The 18,359-nt window shown below is 45.4% G+C and carries 22 protein-coding genes; 2 read left to right on the top strand and 20 right to left on the bottom strand.

Translation table 11 applies throughout. The features are described 5' to 3' along the window. The first annotated feature begins 130 nt into the window (after nt 1-130). Together ACESZG_RS00950 and ACESZG_RS00955 are read left to right on the top strand one after the other, a co-directional pair. A complete protein-coding gene (locus ACESZG_RS00950; protein ID WP_118617698.1) occupies nt 131-1,048 on the top strand; it encodes an ABC transporter permease in 918 nt (305 codons plus the stop codon). A gap of 2 nt (nt 1,049-1,050) precedes the next feature. Further along, entirely contained in the window at nt 1,051-1,845 is a 795-nt protein-coding gene (locus ACESZG_RS00955) for an ABC transporter ATP-binding protein (RefSeq protein WP_008703743.1), read from the top strand. Nucleotides 1,846-1,919: 74 nt separating this feature from the next. On the opposite strand, the gene ACESZG_RS00960 is transcribed toward ACESZG_RS00955, so the two are convergent. The 20 genes from ACESZG_RS00960 to ACESZG_RS01055 all read right to left on the bottom strand — a co-directional run bounded on the left by ACESZG_RS00960 (nt 1,920) and on the right by ACESZG_RS01055 (nt 18,353). After that, nucleotides 1,920-2,870 (bottom strand): DUF5688 family protein, encoded by a 951-nt coding sequence (locus tag ACESZG_RS00960; protein ID WP_055054001.1) that lies wholly within the window; start codon nt 2,868-2,870, stop codon nt 1,920-1,922. Nucleotides 2,871-3,046: 176 nt separating this feature from the next. Then, nucleotides 3,047-3,523: a low molecular weight protein-tyrosine-phosphatase gene (locus ACESZG_RS00965; RefSeq protein WP_055054002.1), complete on the bottom strand. Its 477-nt coding sequence runs from the start codon at nt 3,521-3,523 to the stop codon at nt 3,047-3,049. 351 nt (nt 3,524-3,874) lie between these two features. After that, nucleotides 3,875-5,143 (bottom strand): tyrosine-type recombinase/integrase, encoded by a 1,269-nt coding sequence (locus ACESZG_RS00970; RefSeq protein WP_368210752.1) that lies wholly within the window; start codon nt 5,141-5,143, stop codon nt 3,875-3,877. 137 nt (nt 5,144-5,280) lie between these two features. Beyond that, nucleotides 5,281-5,490, bottom strand: coding sequence for an excisionase (locus ACESZG_RS00975; RefSeq protein WP_009266091.1), 210 nt, complete (start codon nt 5,488-5,490; stop codon nt 5,281-5,283). Between the two features lie 147 nt (nt 5,491-5,637). Next, nucleotides 5,638-5,883: a hypothetical protein gene (locus ACESZG_RS00980; protein ID WP_368210750.1), complete on the bottom strand. Its 246-nt coding sequence runs from the start codon at nt 5,881-5,883 to the stop codon at nt 5,638-5,640. Between the two features lie 20 nt (nt 5,884-5,903). After that, on the bottom strand, nt 5,904-6,425 hold the full coding sequence (locus ACESZG_RS00985; protein ID WP_368210748.1) for a hypothetical protein: 522 nt from the start codon (nt 6,423-6,425) through the stop codon (nt 5,904-5,906). 147 nt (nt 6,426-6,572) lie between these two features. Further along, nucleotides 6,573-8,090 (bottom strand): glucosaminidase domain-containing protein, encoded by a 1,518-nt coding sequence (locus ACESZG_RS00990; protein ID WP_368210746.1) that lies wholly within the window; start codon nt 8,088-8,090, stop codon nt 6,573-6,575. A gap of 2 nt (nt 8,091-8,092) precedes the next feature. After that, a complete protein-coding gene (locus ACESZG_RS00995; RefSeq protein WP_368210745.1) occupies nt 8,093-8,536 on the bottom strand; it encodes a holin family protein in 444 nt (147 codons plus the stop codon). A 92-nt stretch (nt 8,537-8,628) separates the two neighbouring features. Then, a complete protein-coding gene (locus ACESZG_RS01000; protein WP_368210744.1) occupies nt 8,629-10,029 on the bottom strand; it encodes a hypothetical protein in 1,401 nt (466 codons plus the stop codon). Next, entirely contained in the window at nt 10,029-12,026 is a 1,998-nt protein-coding gene (locus tag ACESZG_RS01005) for a hypothetical protein (RefSeq protein WP_368210742.1), read from the bottom strand. Before ACESZG_RS01005 ends, ACESZG_RS01000 begins: the two co-directional genes overlap by 1 nt. Beyond that, entirely contained in the window at nt 11,983-12,270 is a 288-nt protein-coding gene (locus ACESZG_RS01010; protein ID WP_368210740.1) for a hypothetical protein, read from the bottom strand. The genes ACESZG_RS01005 and ACESZG_RS01010 overlap by 44 nt, the downstream gene beginning before the upstream one ends. A 45-nt stretch (nt 12,271-12,315) precedes the next feature. Continuing rightward, complete coding sequence (locus ACESZG_RS01015) at nt 12,316-12,534, bottom strand: hypothetical protein (RefSeq protein WP_368210738.1); 219 nt, start codon at nt 12,532-12,534, stop codon at nt 12,316-12,318. Nucleotides 12,535-12,713: 179 nt separating this feature from the next. Continuing rightward, a complete protein-coding gene (locus ACESZG_RS01020; protein WP_217212500.1) occupies nt 12,714-13,052 on the bottom strand; it encodes a hypothetical protein in 339 nt (112 codons plus the stop codon). 51 nt (nt 13,053-13,103) lie between these two features. Beyond that, entirely contained in the window at nt 13,104-13,307 is a 204-nt protein-coding gene (locus ACESZG_RS01025) for a hypothetical protein (protein WP_368210736.1), read from the bottom strand. A gap of 280 nt (nt 13,308-13,587) precedes the next feature. Further along, a complete protein-coding gene (locus ACESZG_RS01030) occupies nt 13,588-13,806 on the bottom strand; it encodes a hypothetical protein (protein WP_176921951.1) in 219 nt (72 codons plus the stop codon). Nucleotides 13,807-13,856: 50 nt separating this feature from the next. Then, complete coding sequence (locus ACESZG_RS01035; RefSeq protein ID WP_368210734.1) at nt 13,857-14,219, bottom strand: hypothetical protein; 363 nt, start codon at nt 14,217-14,219, stop codon at nt 13,857-13,859. Between the two features lies 1 nt (nt 14,220). Further along, nucleotides 14,221-17,058, bottom strand: a complete 2,838-nt coding sequence (locus ACESZG_RS01040) for a phage tail tape measure protein (protein ID WP_368210732.1) — start codon at nt 17,056-17,058, stop codon at nt 14,221-14,223. 98 nt (nt 17,059-17,156) lie between these two features. Continuing rightward, entirely contained in the window at nt 17,157-17,324 is a 168-nt protein-coding gene (locus ACESZG_RS01045) for a hypothetical protein (protein WP_368210730.1), read from the bottom strand. Next, nucleotides 17,321-17,698: a hypothetical protein gene (locus ACESZG_RS01050; RefSeq protein ID WP_368210728.1), complete on the bottom strand. Its 378-nt coding sequence runs from the start codon at nt 17,696-17,698 to the stop codon at nt 17,321-17,323. Before ACESZG_RS01050 ends, ACESZG_RS01045 begins: the two co-directional genes overlap by 4 nt. Nucleotides 17,699-17,711: 13 nt before the next feature. Continuing rightward, nucleotides 17,712-18,353: a major tail protein gene (locus ACESZG_RS01055; RefSeq protein WP_368210726.1), complete on the bottom strand. Its 642-nt coding sequence runs from the start codon at nt 18,351-18,353 to the stop codon at nt 17,712-17,714. Nucleotides 18,354-18,359: the final 6 nt, after the last annotated feature.

Below are 18,359 nucleotides of genomic sequence, written 5' to 3' on the forward strand. Positions count from 1 at the left end.
AAATACTCACACCAACAGGATTTTAAATAACAGCTTATCAAACAGTTATAAAAATTCAATTTATATGCGATCAGCGGGAAAGGTTTGACGCCTCTCTCGCTTTTCGCATCTCAACAGGAGGAAATTACAAATGCAAATTTTAACATTAATCACTGCACTTCCGGGTGCAGTAGCCCAGGGTCTGATCTGGGGAATTATGGCAATCGGTGTTTATATCACTTTCCGTATTCTTGATATTGCAGACCTTACAGTTGATGGCACTATGTGCACCGGTGGTGCAGTGTGTATTATGATGATGCTTTCCGGTCATAATGTCTGGATTTCTATGTTGGCCGCTACTCTCGCCGGAATGCTGGCAGGCCTTGCGACCGGAATTTTTCACACCTTTATGGGAATTCCCGCAATCCTTGCCGGAATCCTGACACAGTTATCTCTGTATTCCGTAAACCTGAAGATCATGGGAAAAGCAAATCAGGCAATCAACGTTGATAAATATAATCTTCTGGTTTCCCTGCGACATATAAAAAATGCATCTCTTTCCAAAAACACAATTTTTATTGTAGCAGTTATGTGTATTCTCCTGATTGCCATTCTCTACTGGTTCTTTGGAACAGAGCTTGGCTGTTCCCTTCGCGCAACCGGATGTAACCCAAATATGTCACGCGCCCAGGGTATCAACACAAACAGGAATAAAGTTCTCGGACTTATGATTTCCAACGGTCTGGTAGGACTTTCCAGTGCACTCCTTACACAGTATCAGGGATTTGCAGATGTCAACATGGGACGTGGTTCCATCGTTATCGGTCTGGCAGCAGTTATTATTGGTGAGGCAATCTTTGGACGTATTTTCCGCAACTTTGCCCTTCGCCTGTTAGCAGTTATCTTCGGTTCCATTCTGTATTATCTGGTACTTCAGATTGTTATCTGGATGGGTATCGACACTGACCTGCTGAAGATGCTGTCCGCAATCGTAGTTGCTCTCTTCCTTGCATTCCCATACTGGAAAGGCAAATACTTTAATAAACCAGCCAAAAGGGGAGGTAAATAAAAATGCTTGAACTTAAAAATATCTATAAAACCTTTAATCCCGGAACCATTAATGAGAAACGTGCATTAAATGGTCTGAACCTGAAGCTGAACGAAGGCGATTTTGTAACTGTTATCGGAGGAAACGGCGCCGGCAAATCTACTATGCTAAATGCTGTTGCAGGAACCTGGCCGGTTGATGAAGGACAGATCCTTATCGACAATATTGATGTTACAAAACTTTCTGAACATAAACGTGCTACATACCTTGGACGTGTGTTTCAGGATCCAATGACAGGAACCGCTGCAACAATGGGTATCGAGGAAAACCTTGCACTTGCAAAACGCCGCGGAAAATCCCGTCTTCTCCGCTCCGGAATCACTAAAGCTGAGCGCGAAGAATACAAAGAGCTCCTGAAAATTCTTGGTCTTGGTCTGGAAGACAGACTGACTTCTAAAGTAGGACTTCTCTCGGGTGGTCAGAGACAGGCTCTTACTCTTCTGATGGCAACGCTTCAGAAACCAAAGCTTCTGCTTCTGGACGAACATACCGCAGCTCTTGATCCAAAAACAGCTGCCAAAGTTCTGGAAATTACAGATATGATCGTAAACCGCGATCACCTTACGACATTGATGATCACTCACAACATGAAGGACGCTATTGCACATGGCAATCGTCTGATCATGATGATGGAAGGAAAAATCATTCTGGATATCCAGGGAGAAGAAAAGAAAAAACTGACAGTTAAAAACCTTCTGGACCAGTTTGAAAAAGCAAGCGGAGAAGAGTTCAGCAATGACTCTGCACTGCTCGGATAACCGTATAAATTACTCATAACGTTTCTAAATATCCTTTATATGAGAGTACTTTTTTATGGAGTACTCTCATATTTTTATTTCTCATCTTTTTCCAGCGGAGTTACACAGATAAATTTATGTGTTTCCCTATTGTACTGATAGATTCTCGACGTCAGATAGTCCTCTTTCGGTGTAGCCTCCCTGATCGTATCCCGCAAAACACACTGCAAATCTTCAGGTTCTACAAATTTATCATTATGGATCATTACCTCATGTACACTGGTAAACACCATATAGAAATCGGAATCCAGCATATATGCCAATTGTTCTGCCACTCCCGGCAGGAACACTGCAACTGCACCATTTGTTTTCTTCGTTGTACTGAGACAATTTCCCATTGCATCTTTCTTCAATTCACACTTATCACCCAGATTCATAAAACTTTCACCTTCATATTCCGGATTAAAAATCATCTGTTCCCATCTGTAAATTCTGGGCGGACTCATAAAATACGTATTGAGAATCGCCTCCTGAAACACCTCATCACATTCTTTTCCCCACTGCTCCAGCATTCCCTGCCGGATTTTTGTACTTGTCACACATCCTTCATATTCCGTAACTTTCATATAAAGCACAAGTGCAATATCACCAAGAGTTTTATACACCGCATCCTGAAGATCCGCGGAATATTTATCTGCATTCAGCAATCTTATAAACAGGCGGGGTTTTGTCTTCTCATAATCCCTGATCACTCTTGTTTTCTCATAAATATCCGCCTTTTTTATCCGATTCAGATCATCTGTGATTTCTTTTATAATTTCCTCAAACGGACTGCCATTCTGATAAGATTTAAAAAGTTCCTGTGTATAAAGTCCACAGACCTCCCAGGCATCATCATGCTCTGCAAACTTCACCAGCAGTCTGTCTCCTACAGGCGCAAACCTCCCGCCTTCTTTCTCAAAAGAAATATTTTCCCTCGGAATCCCTGTAGCCTCGTAAATACCAATCTCCAGTTTCTCTACGAATGTTTCATAGTCTTTCTGCATATTCAGTTCCTTTCTTGCTTTGAAAATAATACGGGCAGGATGCCCTGATTTGAATGTTGACTTTCCGTTTTCGGAAAAAAGAAAATAAGGGAGCGAAAGCCCCCTTAAGAGTCGCTGTAGACATAGTATAAAATAGCCACAGCTATTTGTAAAGTAAATTTCATCGACAATATTTATTACAGTTTCTTTTTATCTTTCAGATATTCCAGAAAAGCCTCACAGCCCTCCACCACATCCGAATATGTGACATCAAATCCACCTGTATACCATGGATCTGCGATATCCCTCGGATCATCACTATAATCCAGAAGAAGCTTAACCTTGTCCTCTGGATCCGATTTCAATATTCTTAACATATTCTTCAGATTCCAGTGGTCCATACCGAGAATATAATCATATTTATCATAATCTGCCTTCGTTAGTTGAACTGCGCGCTTACCCTTACAATCAATCCCATGCTTAGCAAGCTCCTCTCGCGCCGGAGGATATACCGGATTCCCGATTCCATTCCATATCTCCTCAGTGCTGGTTGCAGCAGATGCGATATAAAACCGGTCTGAAAGACCTTGCTTGGAAACCATGTCTTTAAAAATGAATTCTGCCATTGGTGAGCGGCAGATATTGCCGTGGCAGACGAATAGTACTCTAATCATCTATTTTTAACTCCTTTTTTATCTCGGATTATCTCGGTTTTTCCTTATTTTTCAAGCATTTGCGCACTTTTTCAGTCTATCAAGATTTTTCCCATTTCTCGGCTTATTTCGGCTTATCTCGGTATGTTTCTTCCTTCAAATGGTCTAAAATATGGTCTAAAATGGCCTCAGATTTCAAATTTAGACCAGCCGACATTTGCCGTTCTCCTATGTCTGAAATCTTTGATTTTCCGAAAAAATTTGGTCTAAAAATTTTTCCCTTTTTCAATCTGTTTTAGACCACGACCATCTTCAAAGCCTTGAATTTACTGACTTTCTAGCCATTTTACGAAATGGTCTAAATTAGACCATTTACCCCATCTTCTTGAATTTGACCTTGTCCTCCTTCATACCTAACTGCCGAAACTCATTTTCAGCTTCTGCCTGCTTCCTAGCAAGCTTCTCCACTTCTTCCCTCGCATCGTCCAGCTTAAGATGTGTATAGGTATTGAGAGTAACACTGATGTCCGAATGGCCCATCAGATACTGGAGTACCTTTGGATTCATTCCGGACTTAGCCATATTAGAGCAGTATGTGTGTCTGCATACATGAGGTGTAATTTTAGGAAGCTGTACACGATAGATGCTGTTGTATTTGTCAACCGCATGCTGGAAATATTTCTCCCAATGCATTGCCACCATAGGTTTACCGTCCTTATCAAAGCAAAGGAAACCGGAATAACCATCAATCATAGGTTCTACCTTCGGTGGTCTGCGATTTTTCAATATACACTGAAAGCATTCGTATACATCATCCTGCATCGGAATTACTCTTGTACCGGCGTAGGTCTTTGTTGTATCAATATAGACCAACGTTCCAGTCTTCTGCAGTTGGTGGTCAATATTGATGGTTCTGTTCTCCATATCCAAATCCTTAACCGTCAACCCTGTAAATTCCGAAATACGCATCCCTGTCTTAAACAGAATGTACATACCGTCATAATACTTGCTATAGTGCGTATCATTTTTGATGAAATCAAGGAAAGTTCTTTCCTGTTTTCTTGTAATGGCCTCACGAGTGACCGCATCATTTACCACCACAGTTGCCAGTTGAAATTCAAATGGATTCTTTCTTAATATATCATCATCCACTGCCATCTGAAATGCCGGTCTAACTACCCCTCTGATGGAATGAATTGCCGAATAGCTTTTCTTATCCACCTGCTGCAATCTGATTAACCACTCCTTTGCATCCGACAATCTGATTTTATCAATTCGTCTTGCGCCAAAAGGATCTTTATACAGCAAATTGATTACAGTACCATAACCAGCTCTGGTTGTATGCTTAACGCCTGTCTTGGTTGCAATGTATTTCTTCACCAAGTCAAGAACTGTCAAGCCTGCGCCATCAGGAGTAATCATATCATTCAAATCTCTGTTGATTGCTTTCTCCTGCTCTCGTAAAGGTGCATTATCTCTTTTTCCGGCTGGGATACTATCCGTAGCTACCAATCTCCAGCTGTAAACCGTCTTACGCTTTCCATTGCCATCTATATATCGGAACTTGTATCGTCCATCCGCTTCTTGGCTCTCTCCTGTGCGAAGAATGCGATTTTTACTATCGCGTCGTTTTTCGCTCATTGAACATCGTCTCCTTTCAAAATCGGGAGAGCCTTGCTGCTTAATTCATATAGCACATAGTATGTATCCGACTATGTATTGATAGTGTACCACAGACAAAGCTCTTTTTCCACAAGAAATTTAAAAACTTTTTTGAACTAAATCACATTCATCTGACTGTCCATATACTTCTCAAACTGCTCACGCTTAATCAGCGCTCTGTTGCCGTTCCAGAGAACAAAGTCAGCATCTGAATGTTCCTGAACAAAGAGTTTCAATTTCTTGTATCCGATACCGAAGTACTCCGATGCTTCATTCAGTGTTAATGTGTATTTCTGCCACCAAGGCAGTTCTCTCTTCTCGGTCATATCGACACCTCCATAAGATAGTAAGGTTCTTCTCTTCTATCTTCCTAAGCGCCTTTTGCCGAGATAATTCCGGTGAATGACGCAAAAAAGACAAAAAAATAAGACCTGCAGATATCTCTATCTACAGGCCATCTGTCTAAGTTTTCGCTATTTGATTTCTCCTTCTATTTTATTTGCCTCTGACACCGCTTTTTCTATCTTCTCGATAAGTATAACCATATTGTCTCTATAGTTTTCAATCTGCATATCTATCTTATCAATATCAGAGCCTAAAACAGCTTTCTTTCCATAGAATCTAATTGCACGTTCCCATTCTAAATCTCCAATCTTTTTATGGATAAAATCAAATTCTTCCTTTAGCGCCTTTAATTCTGCTGTCAATTTCTTCTCCATCAGCTCACTGTCCCTTCATATTATTCATCTTCAATCTCGTCATCATATATTTCAACGTCAATATCCTCGTAATTGTATGCTCCCATGGGATATTCCCATATACTACCGCTCACTCTAAAACGTTTTCCACATTCTTCACATTCACAATCAGGCCAATCAAAAGTATACGTTATTTGAGGTCCCATTTGCCTTTCTTCATCAAAACTCTCGCAGTCTTCTTCAAAATCCATATTATTCTCGGCGCCACAATAAGGACATGCTATAGCTCTCTTCAAAGATATATGATCCATTCCATAATCCTCGTATTCGTCGTATTCCATGTCATCTGTATAATCAATTTTAGAATATCCCTCTCTATCCTTCAGAATATTTTTGAAATACTTTGTATTCTCGTAATACGCTTTAAGAGCTTTCCTAAATATTTCTGATTTGGCTTCACCAGTCTCTTCACTGCAAAAACTTAGCATCTCATCTTCCGCATCATTTAAGCGTACTCGATACTGCTTATCCCTGCTGTCTTCCTTTGGAGGTCTCCCTGCCATATAAAATCACCTACCTTCTATTATTTTATGGATATCCAATAATTATATATTAATTGGATATCCTATATTTGTCAAGCATTTTTGGATATCCGTTTTTAAAATTCTTTCTATATAATAATCCGCAAATAATCGTAAAAATAACATTCTCTATATTTTCTGACAATAATCCAGACTAATCCATCCTGCTCCAGACTTCAACCTTCCCCACCCTTTATCAGAACCCTTTCCGCTCTTCACTTCTATGATGGTAAATACACCCTTCCCGGTATACTTTCCAGTCTTCGCAGTATTCGTTCCAGCACTCTTCCTGATATTCAGATCATCAATGTCAACCTTTACCATGAATGGGCAATCCACATTAGAAAACTCTATATCAGAATCACATTCAACATCAACCTCAGCACCATACACAGCATTGGCATTCCAGTCATATACCGTATAACCTTCATGCTTCTCCGCCATCGCCTTAGCATTGTCAAGCACAGTATAAGCACCAAGCTGAGAAGCAGCATCCTTCCAATTCTTCCTTACCCTGTAATACTTCACCACAATATCAGAAGAGCTCGAAGGCTTTACATTCCATTTAGTCAAATTCCACTTCTCAATAATGCCACAAAGTTTCTCCACATAAGTAAGACTCGTAGCATAACCACCATCCTTAATGATCTGCACTGCCTTCTTATAAGCTGAGCATCCTTTCAGCCCGTCATATCGGAACTTCTCTCCATTCTTAGCGCCAAGCAGATAAGCACTGTGATCCGCAATGGAATCATCCACATTCAGATATTTTCTGAATTCTGCTGTGACTGTCACATAGCTTCCATCTTCCTCCTGCTCCTGTGTCTTCTTTTTATAAATGCTCACACCATCCCAGACTGAACCACTCCAGGTATTACCGGAAAGTGACTTCTTCATTCCAAAACAGTTATTGGCTCCCAACGCAAGCTCACTCTTTCCATAACCGCTCTCCAGAATAAACTGGGCCATAGACACTGAAGCAAGAATCCCTGATTTTTTCTGATCTGCGGTAAACAGTGGGCCAACCTTCGCAAGCACCTGTTCTTCTGTCAGCCCCTGAAATTCCCCTGCCTGCATCCCTGATGGAATCACTTCCACATTTCCGCTGCCAAGTCTTGAAGTAACCTTCGCAGCCAGATCGCCCAGCCTCGCATATAGCCAGTCTCCAGGACAGCTCTTATTCGCAAACCACCGGTGTACGGTAATAAGCATTTCATCCGCCTTCGGCTGATAATTCAGAGACTTATTTTTATCACCAAACCAGAGCAGTTTTTTCTTTCCATTTCTTCTGCAGATATCCTCACACAGATCAACCAGACGGTCATAAACCACCTGATGCATAGCATACGGTTCCGCCTTGTCAGAAGCACATTCAATCGTCACTGCCCTCTGATCATTCGCATTACTGGAAGTACACCAGGAACGATTCTTCTCTTCCACATACAATCCGACCCGGCCATTCCTATCGATTCCATAATTCGAAGAAGCCTGGGTAGAAGATTTATGAAACCAGTCCCCCAGACCTTCTGCTGTACACTGACCTACTACACAGTGCGGCGATATTCTGTCAATCTGCTCCGTTCTCAGTCCGGAATGATTCGGACTGAGCAACGTGTACGCCACCAAAGAACTATTACTGTATCCCATAATCACTCACCTCCTACCTCATTCTCTGATGCATCATCGGAGTCTCCTTCACTTTTATCATGCAGCTGTTCCAGCACATCTTTCATCTTCTGCGGGATCGGCAGCCCCAGATGCCCTGCATTCTCCAACAAACTCACACCCTCATTGGAAATATAGAAAAAGATCACTGCTGTCCTCAGCACAGATCCGTTCCCGATCACAGCCACATCCAGAATATTCGCCATTCCCACCAACAGAAAAATCAGCACCTTCCTGCAGATCCCCCGGAATCCCACCTCGCTGGAAAGCGTATGGTCCGCAAAAGCACACATCACCCCGGTCAGATAATCGATCACCACAAAAGCGATCAATGCATACAGAAGCCCGTCACAGCCTCCCATAAACCAGCCCAGCCATCCGCCTACAGCCATAAAAACCATCTGAATAAAGTTCCAAAATTCCTTCATGCCAGAATCCTCCTCCCATGAAAAAAGCAGCTCCCATTTCTGAGAACTGCCGTAAATAAGTTTTCTATCTCCATGCCCTGCGGCAGAAAGACCTACATTGTTTTCTCCGTCAGCGTATACGTGATCTTCATGGTCTTGTCCGTATTCTTCACCACCGCTGACGAAAGATTATTGATACTTGCCAGATAAGGTGTCAGAAGATAAGCACACCTGTGTTCCTTCCCGTAACTGCCACCCCACATAAATACAAAATTCTTATACTGGAACAAAGGCGTTGCCATAGCTTCAAACCTTGCGCTCCCCTGTGTCTTGATCACCCTGTCATCCGCCGTAATCTGGAAATCCCCTGCCACAATCATATCCCCGAGAAGCGTCATGTACACCTCACAAGAACCAGCCTCGCCTAAAGATTTCAGCTTGGAAGTAAAGCCCAGCGGGATCAGTGTCACATCCGCTGAATTTGCAGTATTGATCTTATAAACTCCCTTCTTATCGTAAGAAGGCACATACAGATACCCCTTCCTCACACAGCATTTTACATTCCGTTCCGGATAGGAACCGTCCTTTGCCCTTGTGCCCACTTCCGAAAGCTTCGCCTTGGACAGTGTCCAGCTTCCTTCTGTAAAGGAATAATCCTTTTTGGAGATCCGGATCCACACCATCTTCGCATCCCCGGAAGAATTCGGCTCATTGGAAAATCCATACCAGTACCCGTCATGCCCGTCCATAAATTCCCCGTACTTTGTATAATCCCCCAGGAACGTGAAGCTTTCCGTTGTCAGTGTCTGCTCTTCCAGTACAGTATAAGTGGTATCATCCAGCTTCTCATTCAGCCCGATGTTAAACACCGGGATCCGGATCTTCGTAATGGTCACACTGGAAGTCCCAAAGGTGATGGAATACAGCAGGTTCTTTTCAAAATCCAGCTCCACTGCCTCAAACAGTGTCATCTGCTTCGCCTTCGGGATATCCCCGATATCCACCTTTTTCAGAAGCAGGAACGTGCTAGCATCCCCTGCCGCACTGCCAAAAGCATTCTGCCCGCCCAGGGCACTGGTCAGTGCCACCGCCGCAATATTTCCATTCCCCTGGCTGGGAGTAAACTCCCACACAAACTTATATCCATTGTCCAGCTTCTTGCTCTCCGTCTGGTTCAGACTTCCCCTCGCCACATTGGAACCGGAATTTACATTGTTGGAAGCATAAGCCACAGGCAGGTTCTTCCCCTGCTCGTAAATATGGTCCGCCTTTTCTTCCAGCACTGCCGGAAACAGCAGAATCCCTCCGATCATGTTCGGGCAGATGGGAAGCAGCGTCCCGTTCCACAGAACAGAATTGTCATACTCCCCACTGGCTTTCAGATAAATCCCCATGGGATTCAGCCCCAGAATATTATTCACTGCCTCCGTGATCATGTTCGTCTCCTGCACAGTTTCCACCGCACCCGTATTCGTATCGGTCAGTTCAATGACCATTTCACCTTTTAACTTCATCACACACCCTCCATTTCTACAGGCCTGCAGAAACCGCTGATTCCCGCTCTCTCAGCAAAATACACCTCAAAGCCTCTGTTCACCGTCTCCTTCATCTGCATGGACAGCGAATCCCGGAAGCCATTCACATTCAGGCCTCCGCCAATGGCAAATCTCGTGGTATAATCTTCTACCTCAAGCTTTCCGTCCCAGGCTTCCCCTGCAGCCATAGCCTGTCCGCTGACAGAAGCAATGCAGTCTCCCACATCAACCGTCCCACTGCCATTCTCCATCCAGAGATACACATTGAACGTATTCGTATAATTGGCAACGATCTTCTCAATGGGATAATACAGTGACAAAATATGTTTCCCGGAATGCCAGGTCTCCACCGGACAATGCTCCACAATCTCCTCATTATTAAATTCAAAGACCACATGACAGAACGCCTGTCCATCCTCCTGCCACTTCACCGGCAGACACACATCCACAGAAACCTCCGAACCACCCCCTGATCCGGATCCGGAATCTGATCCACCAGAGACATCATCCGTACTCCCTGTATTCTCATTCCCGGAAGTATTTCCAACTTCATTCCCTGCCGCATCATTTTCAGAATTTCCTGCATCCGATGCCACCCCGGTTCCATCAGAACCACCCGTACCACTTCCAGTTCCACTGCTACTTCCACCTGAAAACGGAATCACCACAGTCCCGGAAGCCTCCGCAGACCGTTCCACCGGATCCGCAGCCACATCCACAACAACCTGTGCAAAAAACTGCATATGGTTTTCCTCAGAAGAAGCAAACTGGATACTGATCAGCTTCACCTTTGTCTGCCCGATCTCATGTGCGGAAGCATTGGTAAACGTGTGGATCCCGATCTTCCCCGTCTTCGCATTGTCTTCAATCTGGTTCAGCAGCCCCGAAATATTCTTATCATTCCTTGACTTTGCCTGAGCCAGCCTCGGATTCTTTCCCACACATTTCAGGGTCTGCTTTCCCCCGATCTTCTGTCTGATGGAAGTGATACAGGTGATCTGTCCCTCATCCGCCTGTCCTCCTGCAAACGTCAGCACATCCCCCGGATCCAGTGCAGGATTCCCAATAGTATCCGAATCAAACGGCACATACCGGATCACAGACAGATCTGCCAGGATATTCCTGCACAGCATCTCCCTGGTCTCCTTTAACCCAAACTGCAGAAGCGGATTCACCCCCAGATTCATGGTCAGCCCGTTATCCGGATCCAGAGCATAATACTCTGCAATCTGCGTCTGCTTATTCGTGGAACTCACTGCCGTGTACCTGGTGATAAAATCCGAAAAACTGGAAGAAAACCGGTGTCTCTGCTCCACCTTCATCACAGGATCCTTCCCGTACTTTCTCAGTTCCAGTTTCCCCTCCCTGTTGATAATAAAGAAACCTCCCAGAACCTGTGCCACATAAAACAGCACGTCCCGGCAGGTCTCAATATCATTTTCAGTATAAACAGAAATCGTCACCCCGCCATTCGGCATGGCATCAATCTCCGCCCTCTTATTCGCAAACTCCACTTTGCATCTCTTACAGCACAGGGCAATAAAATCATAAGCAGTCCCCACAGTCTCAAACCCGTTGAAACTCTTATCAAACCGCAGCATAAAATCATATGCTTTCAGTTCCAGGCACTTTGCCAGCCGGTTCGCCTCACTGACCTCAAAAACTCCCATCGGCACATCTTCCACCGAACCATCCGCCAGCACCAGATGAAACACAATCGTCACCAGTGCATCCTCCAGTGTATACCTGTCAATGTCACTCAGAAGAGTAATCCCCATCTCCGCCGCATACACCGTCCCCAGTTCAATCTCCGTACTCCCGCAGCACTGCCTGGAAATATACCCGGACCCCTTCACAATCTCCTTAGCCCCGAACTCATACGTCATTCTGCCTTTGGTAACGATCGTACCCGTCCAGAAATATTTTCTTGTATTACTCCTGACTGCCCTCAGAAAAGCATCCGACACAGGATACATCCCGCCACCTCCATTTCCCCACGAAAAAAGCACCAGCCAACTGACTGATGCCTTCGTAAAAATAATCATCCCCGTCCAGAACTGCCTTTCCCGTCAGGTTCCACACCCCTGACCACGGAGGACCACCATCCCCCGAAACACAGAAAGACAGCCTTCCATCTTCCAGAATAACAGGAGCCACTGCAATATTTTTCATCCGCGGCATATATGGCTGTTCAAACCAATACGCTTTCCTCTCATCCATTCTTCTTCATCTCCATGATAGCCACCTGCCCTGCAAACTGGAAATTTACTTTTCACCTATTGCCTTGAAACAGACCACTACACCGCAAATAAAAAATATAATACAAACAATGAGTGGGATTATTAAGCCTAACCCCAACAAACTGCCTAAAATACCAGTAATTCCGTTATAATCCCACTCGTGCGGTGCCACAGAGCATAGGATAATTATTGAACCAAGAAACCCCATTAGTTGCCACACAATTCCCAATATCATTTTTTTCATACAATCACGCTCCTTTGCCAAATTCATGCTTTTCTACTTCATTTTCTTTTTGATAATCTGCACGATTACGAAAAATATCACCACACTGATTACTATAAAAACACCAGAAAAACTCCATAGTATGGTGTTCAGTATCTGTTACTGCTTTTTCATGGTGTTACCCCCAAACCGGGGGGGGATTATTCTATACGAATATTAACCGGCCTCACTGTAAGTTCTCCAGCGCCTTCAACCTTGTACCATTTTCCCCGTTCAAGCTGAATTGTATCGCCGGCTCCATGAGTAATGTAACCTATTACATAGGTTTCTCCGCTTTCTATATCCGTAAATACGACATCGGTATCAGCAGTCCCAGTAACTTTTACGCTTCCATTAACAGGCTGTATCTGTTCGCTCTTCACTGTCTCGTTACCTGAAAGAGTAAACGTGTGCATCTTAACATAACTATTATAACTGATACCGATGATAACGACAGCAAGCGGGATTGCAACGCTCAACGCTCTTTTCAACCGTCCCATATAACGCACCTCCAAAAATTCAATTTTCCAGCTCGACAGACTGGAATTTATTTATTTATTTTCTCTATTGGAACGATACCTTTTCAGATTCACGATAAATGACACAATCCATACAACCGAACAAAGGACATTCAGTACAAACAAGAAAACTGACTCATTATAGGTTTTTAAAACAATTTCAAGTACAGCCCTGATTGTCCAGATAACGGCAGCTAACCCGACAAGTATTACAGCAGCAAGGCTTGTTTTTTTCATATCATGCCTCCTCCCCATTAAATTCAAATTTTCCAGCTCGACAAGCTTGAAGTTGTATTTATTTATTTATTTATTTTTTCTCAAATTCGTAGTAGATAAAAGCAAAAATGAAATGCCTAATAATAAATATGTTACTGCTAGTGTAGTGTTTTTATCCATAAAATTCACTATCGACACTATAAAGAAACATATTGAAGCAAATAAAAAACATATACACCTGATTTTCTCTTTTTTATCTTTTTCCATGATTTTTCCACCTCGGTCAATTAGAATTGTTTGTTCACTTTTCTTGTATTCCTTTGTAACAAAACACACCGCCAATAATGAAGATGACTATGCAAACGACAAGCGGTATCATCAATTCTAATCCTAACAAACTGCCTACAATGCCTGTTATACCGTTATAATCCCATTGATGAGGTGCCGCCGAACAAAGAATTATAATCGCCCCCAAAAAGCCCATTATCTGCCACGCCAACCCAAATATCAATTTCTTCATTTTTTATTCTCCTTTAAATTCCGATTTGATTCTCCCATTATACCATCTCGCTACATCTCCTTCAACGTAAAACTCACCGTCCAAAGCCCCTTATAACTGGTATCTTTCCTCAGCTTCGCCTTATACCCAGTCACATACATCTCAGACAGTTTCAGCTCCGCCGTCTCCACATCAAAATACTGCACGCTGATCTTATCCAGCTTCGCATACCCTGCCAGCTTCTTAAGCCACTTCGCCGTAACAGAAAACGACACCGGGATCCGCACAACACCATGCCGCACCACATCCCTCTGTGTCGTCCCTGCCTCCGTCTCACCGCCGGAATCCGCCTCCACATCCTCCAGCTCCACCTCATAAGAATCCGGAAGCGGCAGGTTCTCCCCGTCAAATACAAGATACTGAAAAAAAGCCATCCTATCTACCTCCGCTCCTCAGACTCATTCTCTGCTGAGCCGTCACGATCACCTCATCCAGCAGCTGGTTTCCCAGATAAACAGGAATCACCAGATTCCCCTGCTGTCCCTTCTGATCACTCAGCACATCCTTCAACGCCGACACAATGCCAGCCGTCAGATCCGCTCCGCCGGACGGTCCCATACCGGTCATCACACTGCCATCTGCCACAGCCATCTGCGGCGAAACCACCATATCCGCAGCCACACTGTTCACAGCCGCCTTTACCATTCCCCTGCTCTTCTCAATGCCCTCAGCCAGACCACTCATAAAATCCGGCATCCAGCTCTCGAAATCCGTCAGAGGTCCTTCATCCGGCACAGAAAAATGCAGATGGGAACGGATCGTATTTGCCACATCCGTCACTGCATTGGCAACTGCACCAATACAGCTCCGGATACCATTCACAATGCCGTTGATGATATCCGCGCCCCACCGCCATCCGGCAGACGCAAGACCCGTAATGTAATTCACCGCATTTCCCAGACCGTCCCTGATCGTATTATAGATTCCGGAAATCGTACTCCGGATTCCGGACCACATGGCATTAAAAGCGCCGGAAACCGTATTCTTAATCCCGTTCACCACAGAAGAAATCGTGTTCCTGATTCCGTTCCACACGGAATTGACAGTACCCCTGATTCCATTCAGCACGGTAGAAATAATTGTCCGGATCCCATTCCAGACCGTAGAGATCACCGTCCGGATCGCATTCATCACCGTAGTAATGACTGTGCGGATACTGTTCCATGCACTCTGCAAAAATGTCCGGATCCCATTCACCACATTCGTAATGACAGACTTAATCCCATTCCAGACAGAACCAAGAAATGCTGAAATCGCATTCCACACCGCCATGACCGTTGCACGGATCCCATTCCACGCTCCCACAAGGAAAGTAGAAATTGCAGTGACAACCGTTGTGAACAGTGTCTTAATCCCAGCCCACAGACCGGAAAAGAAATCCCTGATGCCATTCCATACAGCCACCGCCGTATTCCGGATCCCGTTCCATGCGGAAACCAGAAACTGGGAAACCGCCGTCCATACCCGGACAGCGACTTCCTTAATCTCATTCCACAGCCTGATCCAGAACTGCCGGAACTCCTCATTCGTATTCCAGAGATAAATAAACGCCGCCACTAAAGCTGCAATGGCAGCGATCACAATAGCGATCGGATTTGCCATCATCGTGGCACTCAGCGCCGCAAAAGCACCCTTCACCGCGCTGATCGCACCGGCAAGCTTCGGTGCCCATGTCATAATCGTTCCAATGGCCGAAAGGGTCTTGCCTATGATGATCAGCACAGGACCCAGAGCCGCAGCCAGAAGTGCAACGATCATGATCACACGTTTCACCCCGTCCGGCATGGCATTCAGCACATCCACCATCCCCTGCAGACCGGAAACAATACTCCGCACCGCAGGCATCAGCAGATCCCCGAAAGAAATCGCCAGCTCCTGAAGCTGTGACTTCAAAATAGTCAGCTGTCCTTCCAGATTATCCTGCATGGTGTCCGCCATGTTCTTTGCGGCATCCTTGCAGTTATTCACCGCCCCGGACACCTTTGCAATATCCTCTGGTGCCGCATTCATCAGTGCCAGGAAACCTGACATGGCATTCTTTCCGACCAGCGCCTCCGCATTGTTCGCCTTCTCAGCTTCCGTCATTCCTGCAAAAGCTCCCCTGCAGTCAGCCAGGATCGCAGACAGGCTCCTCATGGATCCGTCTGCATTCGTGGTAGCAATGGTCACATCCCCGATCGCCGCACCCGACAGCTTCACATCCCCGGTCAGGTTGGTCATAATGGAACGCATGGAAGTACCAGCCTGGGAAGCCTTGATACCCGCATTCCCCATCAGCCCGATAGCTTCTGCCGTATCCTCAACCGAAAATCCCAAAGCCCCTGCAACCGGCGCACAGTACTTAAACGTCTCACCCATCATGGACACATTGGTATTGGCATTGCTGGAAGCAGCCGCCAGCACATCTGCAAAATGTCCCGAATCCCCTGCAGTCAGCCCAAAAGCCGTCAGCGCATCCGTCACAATATCAGAAGTCGTTGCAAGGTCTTCCCCGGATGCCGCAGCCAGATACATAACGCCTTCAATACCTGACAGCATATCCTCCGTCTTCCATCCGGCCATCGCCATGTAATTCATGGCATCCGCTGCCTCAGTCGCAGAAAACTTCGTTTTGGCACCCATCTCCCTGGCCTTGTCCCTGAGCTTATCAAAATCAGATCCCGTTGCCCCGGACACAGCCGCCACCTTACTCATCGCAGAGTCAAAATCAGCGGCAGTTTTCACCGCCGCCGTTCCAAGCCCTGTCACCACTCCCGTCACCGGAAGCAGTTTTTGTCCCACAGAAGAAATCTTGTTTCCAACCGTCTGCAGTTTCTCACCGGTTGCCCCGATTTTCTGCAAAGCAGTTGCAGACTGCTCTGCCTGCTGTTCCAGTCTCCGCAGTTCCTGCTCCGTCTCAACGATCTCCCTCTGGAGCCCGTCATACTGCTGCTGGGAAATCGTCCCGTTCCGCAGTGCCTCATCCGCCTGCCGCTGCGCAGTCTTCAAAGTCTCCAGCTTTTCCCTTGTCTCAGAAACCGCCTGTGCCAGCAGCCTGTGCTTCTGCGCGATCAGCTCCGTATTCCCCGGATCCAGCTTCAGAAGCTTCTCCACATCCTTCAGCTGGCTCTGCGTATTCCTGATCTCTGTATTAACCCCTTTCAGGGCAGTCTGCAATTTTGTGGTATCGCCGCCAATCTCGACAGTGATTCCCTTAATTCTGTTCCCTGCCATACGGCTCACCCCCTAAATTCCATAAAAAAAAGCACAAAAATACCCGGATCACTCCGGGCACAAAAAAAGCACCTGCCTGACAAATGCTTTCATTATCGTTAAAATACGTCGAAATCCTCCTGTGTGGCAACCTTTCTCCATCCCTTATACTCATCGTTCCTGCTCTCCACAAACATATCATTCACCATCCCGATAGTCAGCAGATCCAGATCCCGGATGGAAATTCCCAGCTGCACACACCGGAGAAGAAACAGGGGAGTTGTCATTTCACGGTCTGTTGCATAAAGTTTTTTTTAGCCTCCACATCCGTCCTGATGTTCATTCCCCACAGCTCGATCAGCTTTGGCAGAACCTGATAAATACTGAATGTGTTAAACTCATCCAGCCATTCCTCCGGATTATCCGGAATAGACGGATCCGCATGTTTCGCCATCACGTACGCAATGTTCTCAAACATCTCAAGGGAAAACAGATCCAGTGAGGACTTTTCCGGGTCTCCGTCCCCAATACTCTTTTCCAAAACAGATAAATCCTTGTAGATATCCCTCTGGAACTTAATCCTGTAAATACGCGGAATAGCGGCAGAAGCCTTAAAAGCAATCGCCTTCCCGTCAATCTCAATCTTCTTCATCATGCTCATATCTGAATTCTCCTCAGCTCAGTGCTTTTCCATTTCCTGCAGCATCCACAACAGACTTTCCGCCATCGGCAGCCTGCAGAGAAGCCGGATCTGCAGCCGGCAGATACACCGACTTATACCAGTCTGCATAAACAGTTGCATCCGTAGTATTCCCTGTCTTTGCCTTCACCTTTCCATCCGACAATGGCGTGGCCTTAATAGTCAGCGTTTCCGTCTGCACTTCCTTCTTCTCCTCGTTGGTCTTGCCCTCAATCTTCGGACGGGAAGCCGAACAGTTATACATCACGTGCCGGATATGGCGCACATCCCCGTCAAACTCAAAAAGCAGGGCAAACAGTGCCAGTTCTGCGTCCGAGTTTTCAATCAGAACGCCCTTGGCATCCAGCTTCTCTCTCAGCACATCCGTCCGGAAACTCTCCGGAATCAGTGCAAGCTCCAGATCCCCGTCATAGCCCATATTGTTGTTGATCACATAATACGCAATGCCATCTGCATAAAAATTCTCCGGCTCCCCGTTGGCATCCAGGGACAGTGATACGGACCCCGGAAGCGGCACTGGTGCTGCATAGGACACCGCCCCGTCCTCCCCGATCGTCAGTAAAGCGTAATGCGCATTTTTCAGGTTATACTTCACCTTGTTATTCTTATCAGACATATTATC

The organism is Blautia sp. Marseille-P2398 (assembly GCF_964240315.1).
In the GTDB taxonomy this organism is placed as follows: domain Bacteria; phylum Bacillota; class Clostridia; order Lachnospirales; family Lachnospiraceae; genus Blautia_A; species Blautia_A wexlerae.

What these genes read in the sequence shown, in the direction of transcription:
- ACESZG_RS00950 (WP_118617698.1), top strand. Translation starts at nt 131, where the DNA reads ATGCAAATTTTAACATTAATCACTGCACTTCCGGGTGCAGTAGCCCAG.
- ACESZG_RS00955 (WP_008703743.1), top strand. Translation starts at nt 1,051, where the DNA reads ATGCTTGAACTTAAAAATATCTATAAAACCTTTAATCCCGGAACCATT.
- ACESZG_RS00960 (WP_055054001.1), bottom strand. Translation starts at nt 2,870, where the DNA reads ATGCAGAAAGACTATGAAACATTCGTAGAGAAACTGGAGATTGGTATT.
- ACESZG_RS00965 (WP_055054002.1), bottom strand. Translation starts at nt 3,523, where the DNA reads ATGATTAGAGTACTATTCGTCTGCCACGGCAATATCTGCCGCTCACCA.
- ACESZG_RS00970 (WP_368210752.1), bottom strand. Translation starts at nt 5,143, where the DNA reads ATGAGCGAAAAACGACGCGATAGTAAAAATCGCATTCTTCGCACAGGA.
- ACESZG_RS00975 (WP_009266091.1), bottom strand. Translation starts at nt 5,490, where the DNA reads ATGACCGAGAAGAGAGAACTGCCTTGGTGGCAGAAATACACATTAACA.
- ACESZG_RS00980 (WP_368210750.1), bottom strand. Translation starts at nt 5,883, where the DNA reads ATGGAGAAGAAATTGACAGCAGAATTAAAGGCGCTAAAGGAAGAATTT.
- ACESZG_RS00985 (WP_368210748.1), bottom strand. Translation starts at nt 6,425, where the DNA reads ATGGCAGGGAGACCTCCAAAGGAAGACAGCAGGGATAAGCAGTATCGA.
- ACESZG_RS00990 (WP_368210746.1), bottom strand. Translation starts at nt 8,090, where the DNA reads ATGGGATACAGTAATAGTTCTTTGGTGGCGTACACGTTGCTCAGTCCG.
- ACESZG_RS00995 (WP_368210745.1), bottom strand. Translation starts at nt 8,536, where the DNA reads ATGAAGGAATTTTGGAACTTTATTCAGATGGTTTTTATGGCTGTAGGC.
- ACESZG_RS01000 (WP_368210744.1), bottom strand. Translation starts at nt 10,029, where the DNA reads ATGAAGTTAAAAGGTGAAATGGTCATTGAACTGACCGATACGAATACG.
- ACESZG_RS01005 (WP_368210742.1), bottom strand. Translation starts at nt 12,026, where the DNA reads ATGTATCCTGTGTCGGATGCTTTTCTGAGGGCAGTCAGGAGTAATACA.
- ACESZG_RS01010 (WP_368210740.1), bottom strand. Translation starts at nt 12,270, where the DNA reads ATGGATGAGAGGAAAGCGTATTGGTTTGAACAGCCATATATGCCGCGG.
- ACESZG_RS01015 (WP_368210738.1), bottom strand. Translation starts at nt 12,534, where the DNA reads ATGAAAAAAATGATATTGGGAATTGTGTGGCAACTAATGGGGTTTCTT.
- ACESZG_RS01020 (WP_217212500.1), bottom strand. Translation starts at nt 13,052, where the DNA reads ATGGGACGGTTGAAAAGAGCGTTGAGCGTTGCAATCCCGCTTGCTGTC.
- ACESZG_RS01025 (WP_368210736.1), bottom strand. Translation starts at nt 13,307, where the DNA reads ATGAAAAAAACAAGCCTTGCTGCTGTAATACTTGTCGGGTTAGCTGCC.
- ACESZG_RS01030 (WP_176921951.1), bottom strand. Translation starts at nt 13,806, where the DNA reads ATGAAGAAATTGATATTTGGGTTGGCGTGGCAGATAATGGGCTTTTTG.
- ACESZG_RS01035 (WP_368210734.1), bottom strand. Translation starts at nt 14,219, where the DNA reads ATGGCTTTTTTTCAGTATCTTGTATTTGACGGGGAGAACCTGCCGCTT.
- ACESZG_RS01040 (WP_368210732.1), bottom strand. Translation starts at nt 17,058, where the DNA reads ATGGCAGGGAACAGAATTAAGGGAATCACTGTCGAGATTGGCGGCGAT.
- ACESZG_RS01045 (WP_368210730.1), bottom strand. Translation starts at nt 17,324, where the DNA reads ATGACAACTCCCCTGTTTCTTCTCCGGTGTGTGCAGCTGGGAATTTCC.
- ACESZG_RS01050 (WP_368210728.1), bottom strand. Translation starts at nt 17,698, where the DNA reads ATGAGCATGATGAAGAAGATTGAGATTGACGGGAAGGCGATTGCTTTT.
- ACESZG_RS01055 (WP_368210726.1), bottom strand. Translation starts at nt 18,353, where the DNA reads ATGTCTGATAAGAATAACAAGGTGAAGTATAACCTGAAAAATGCGCAT.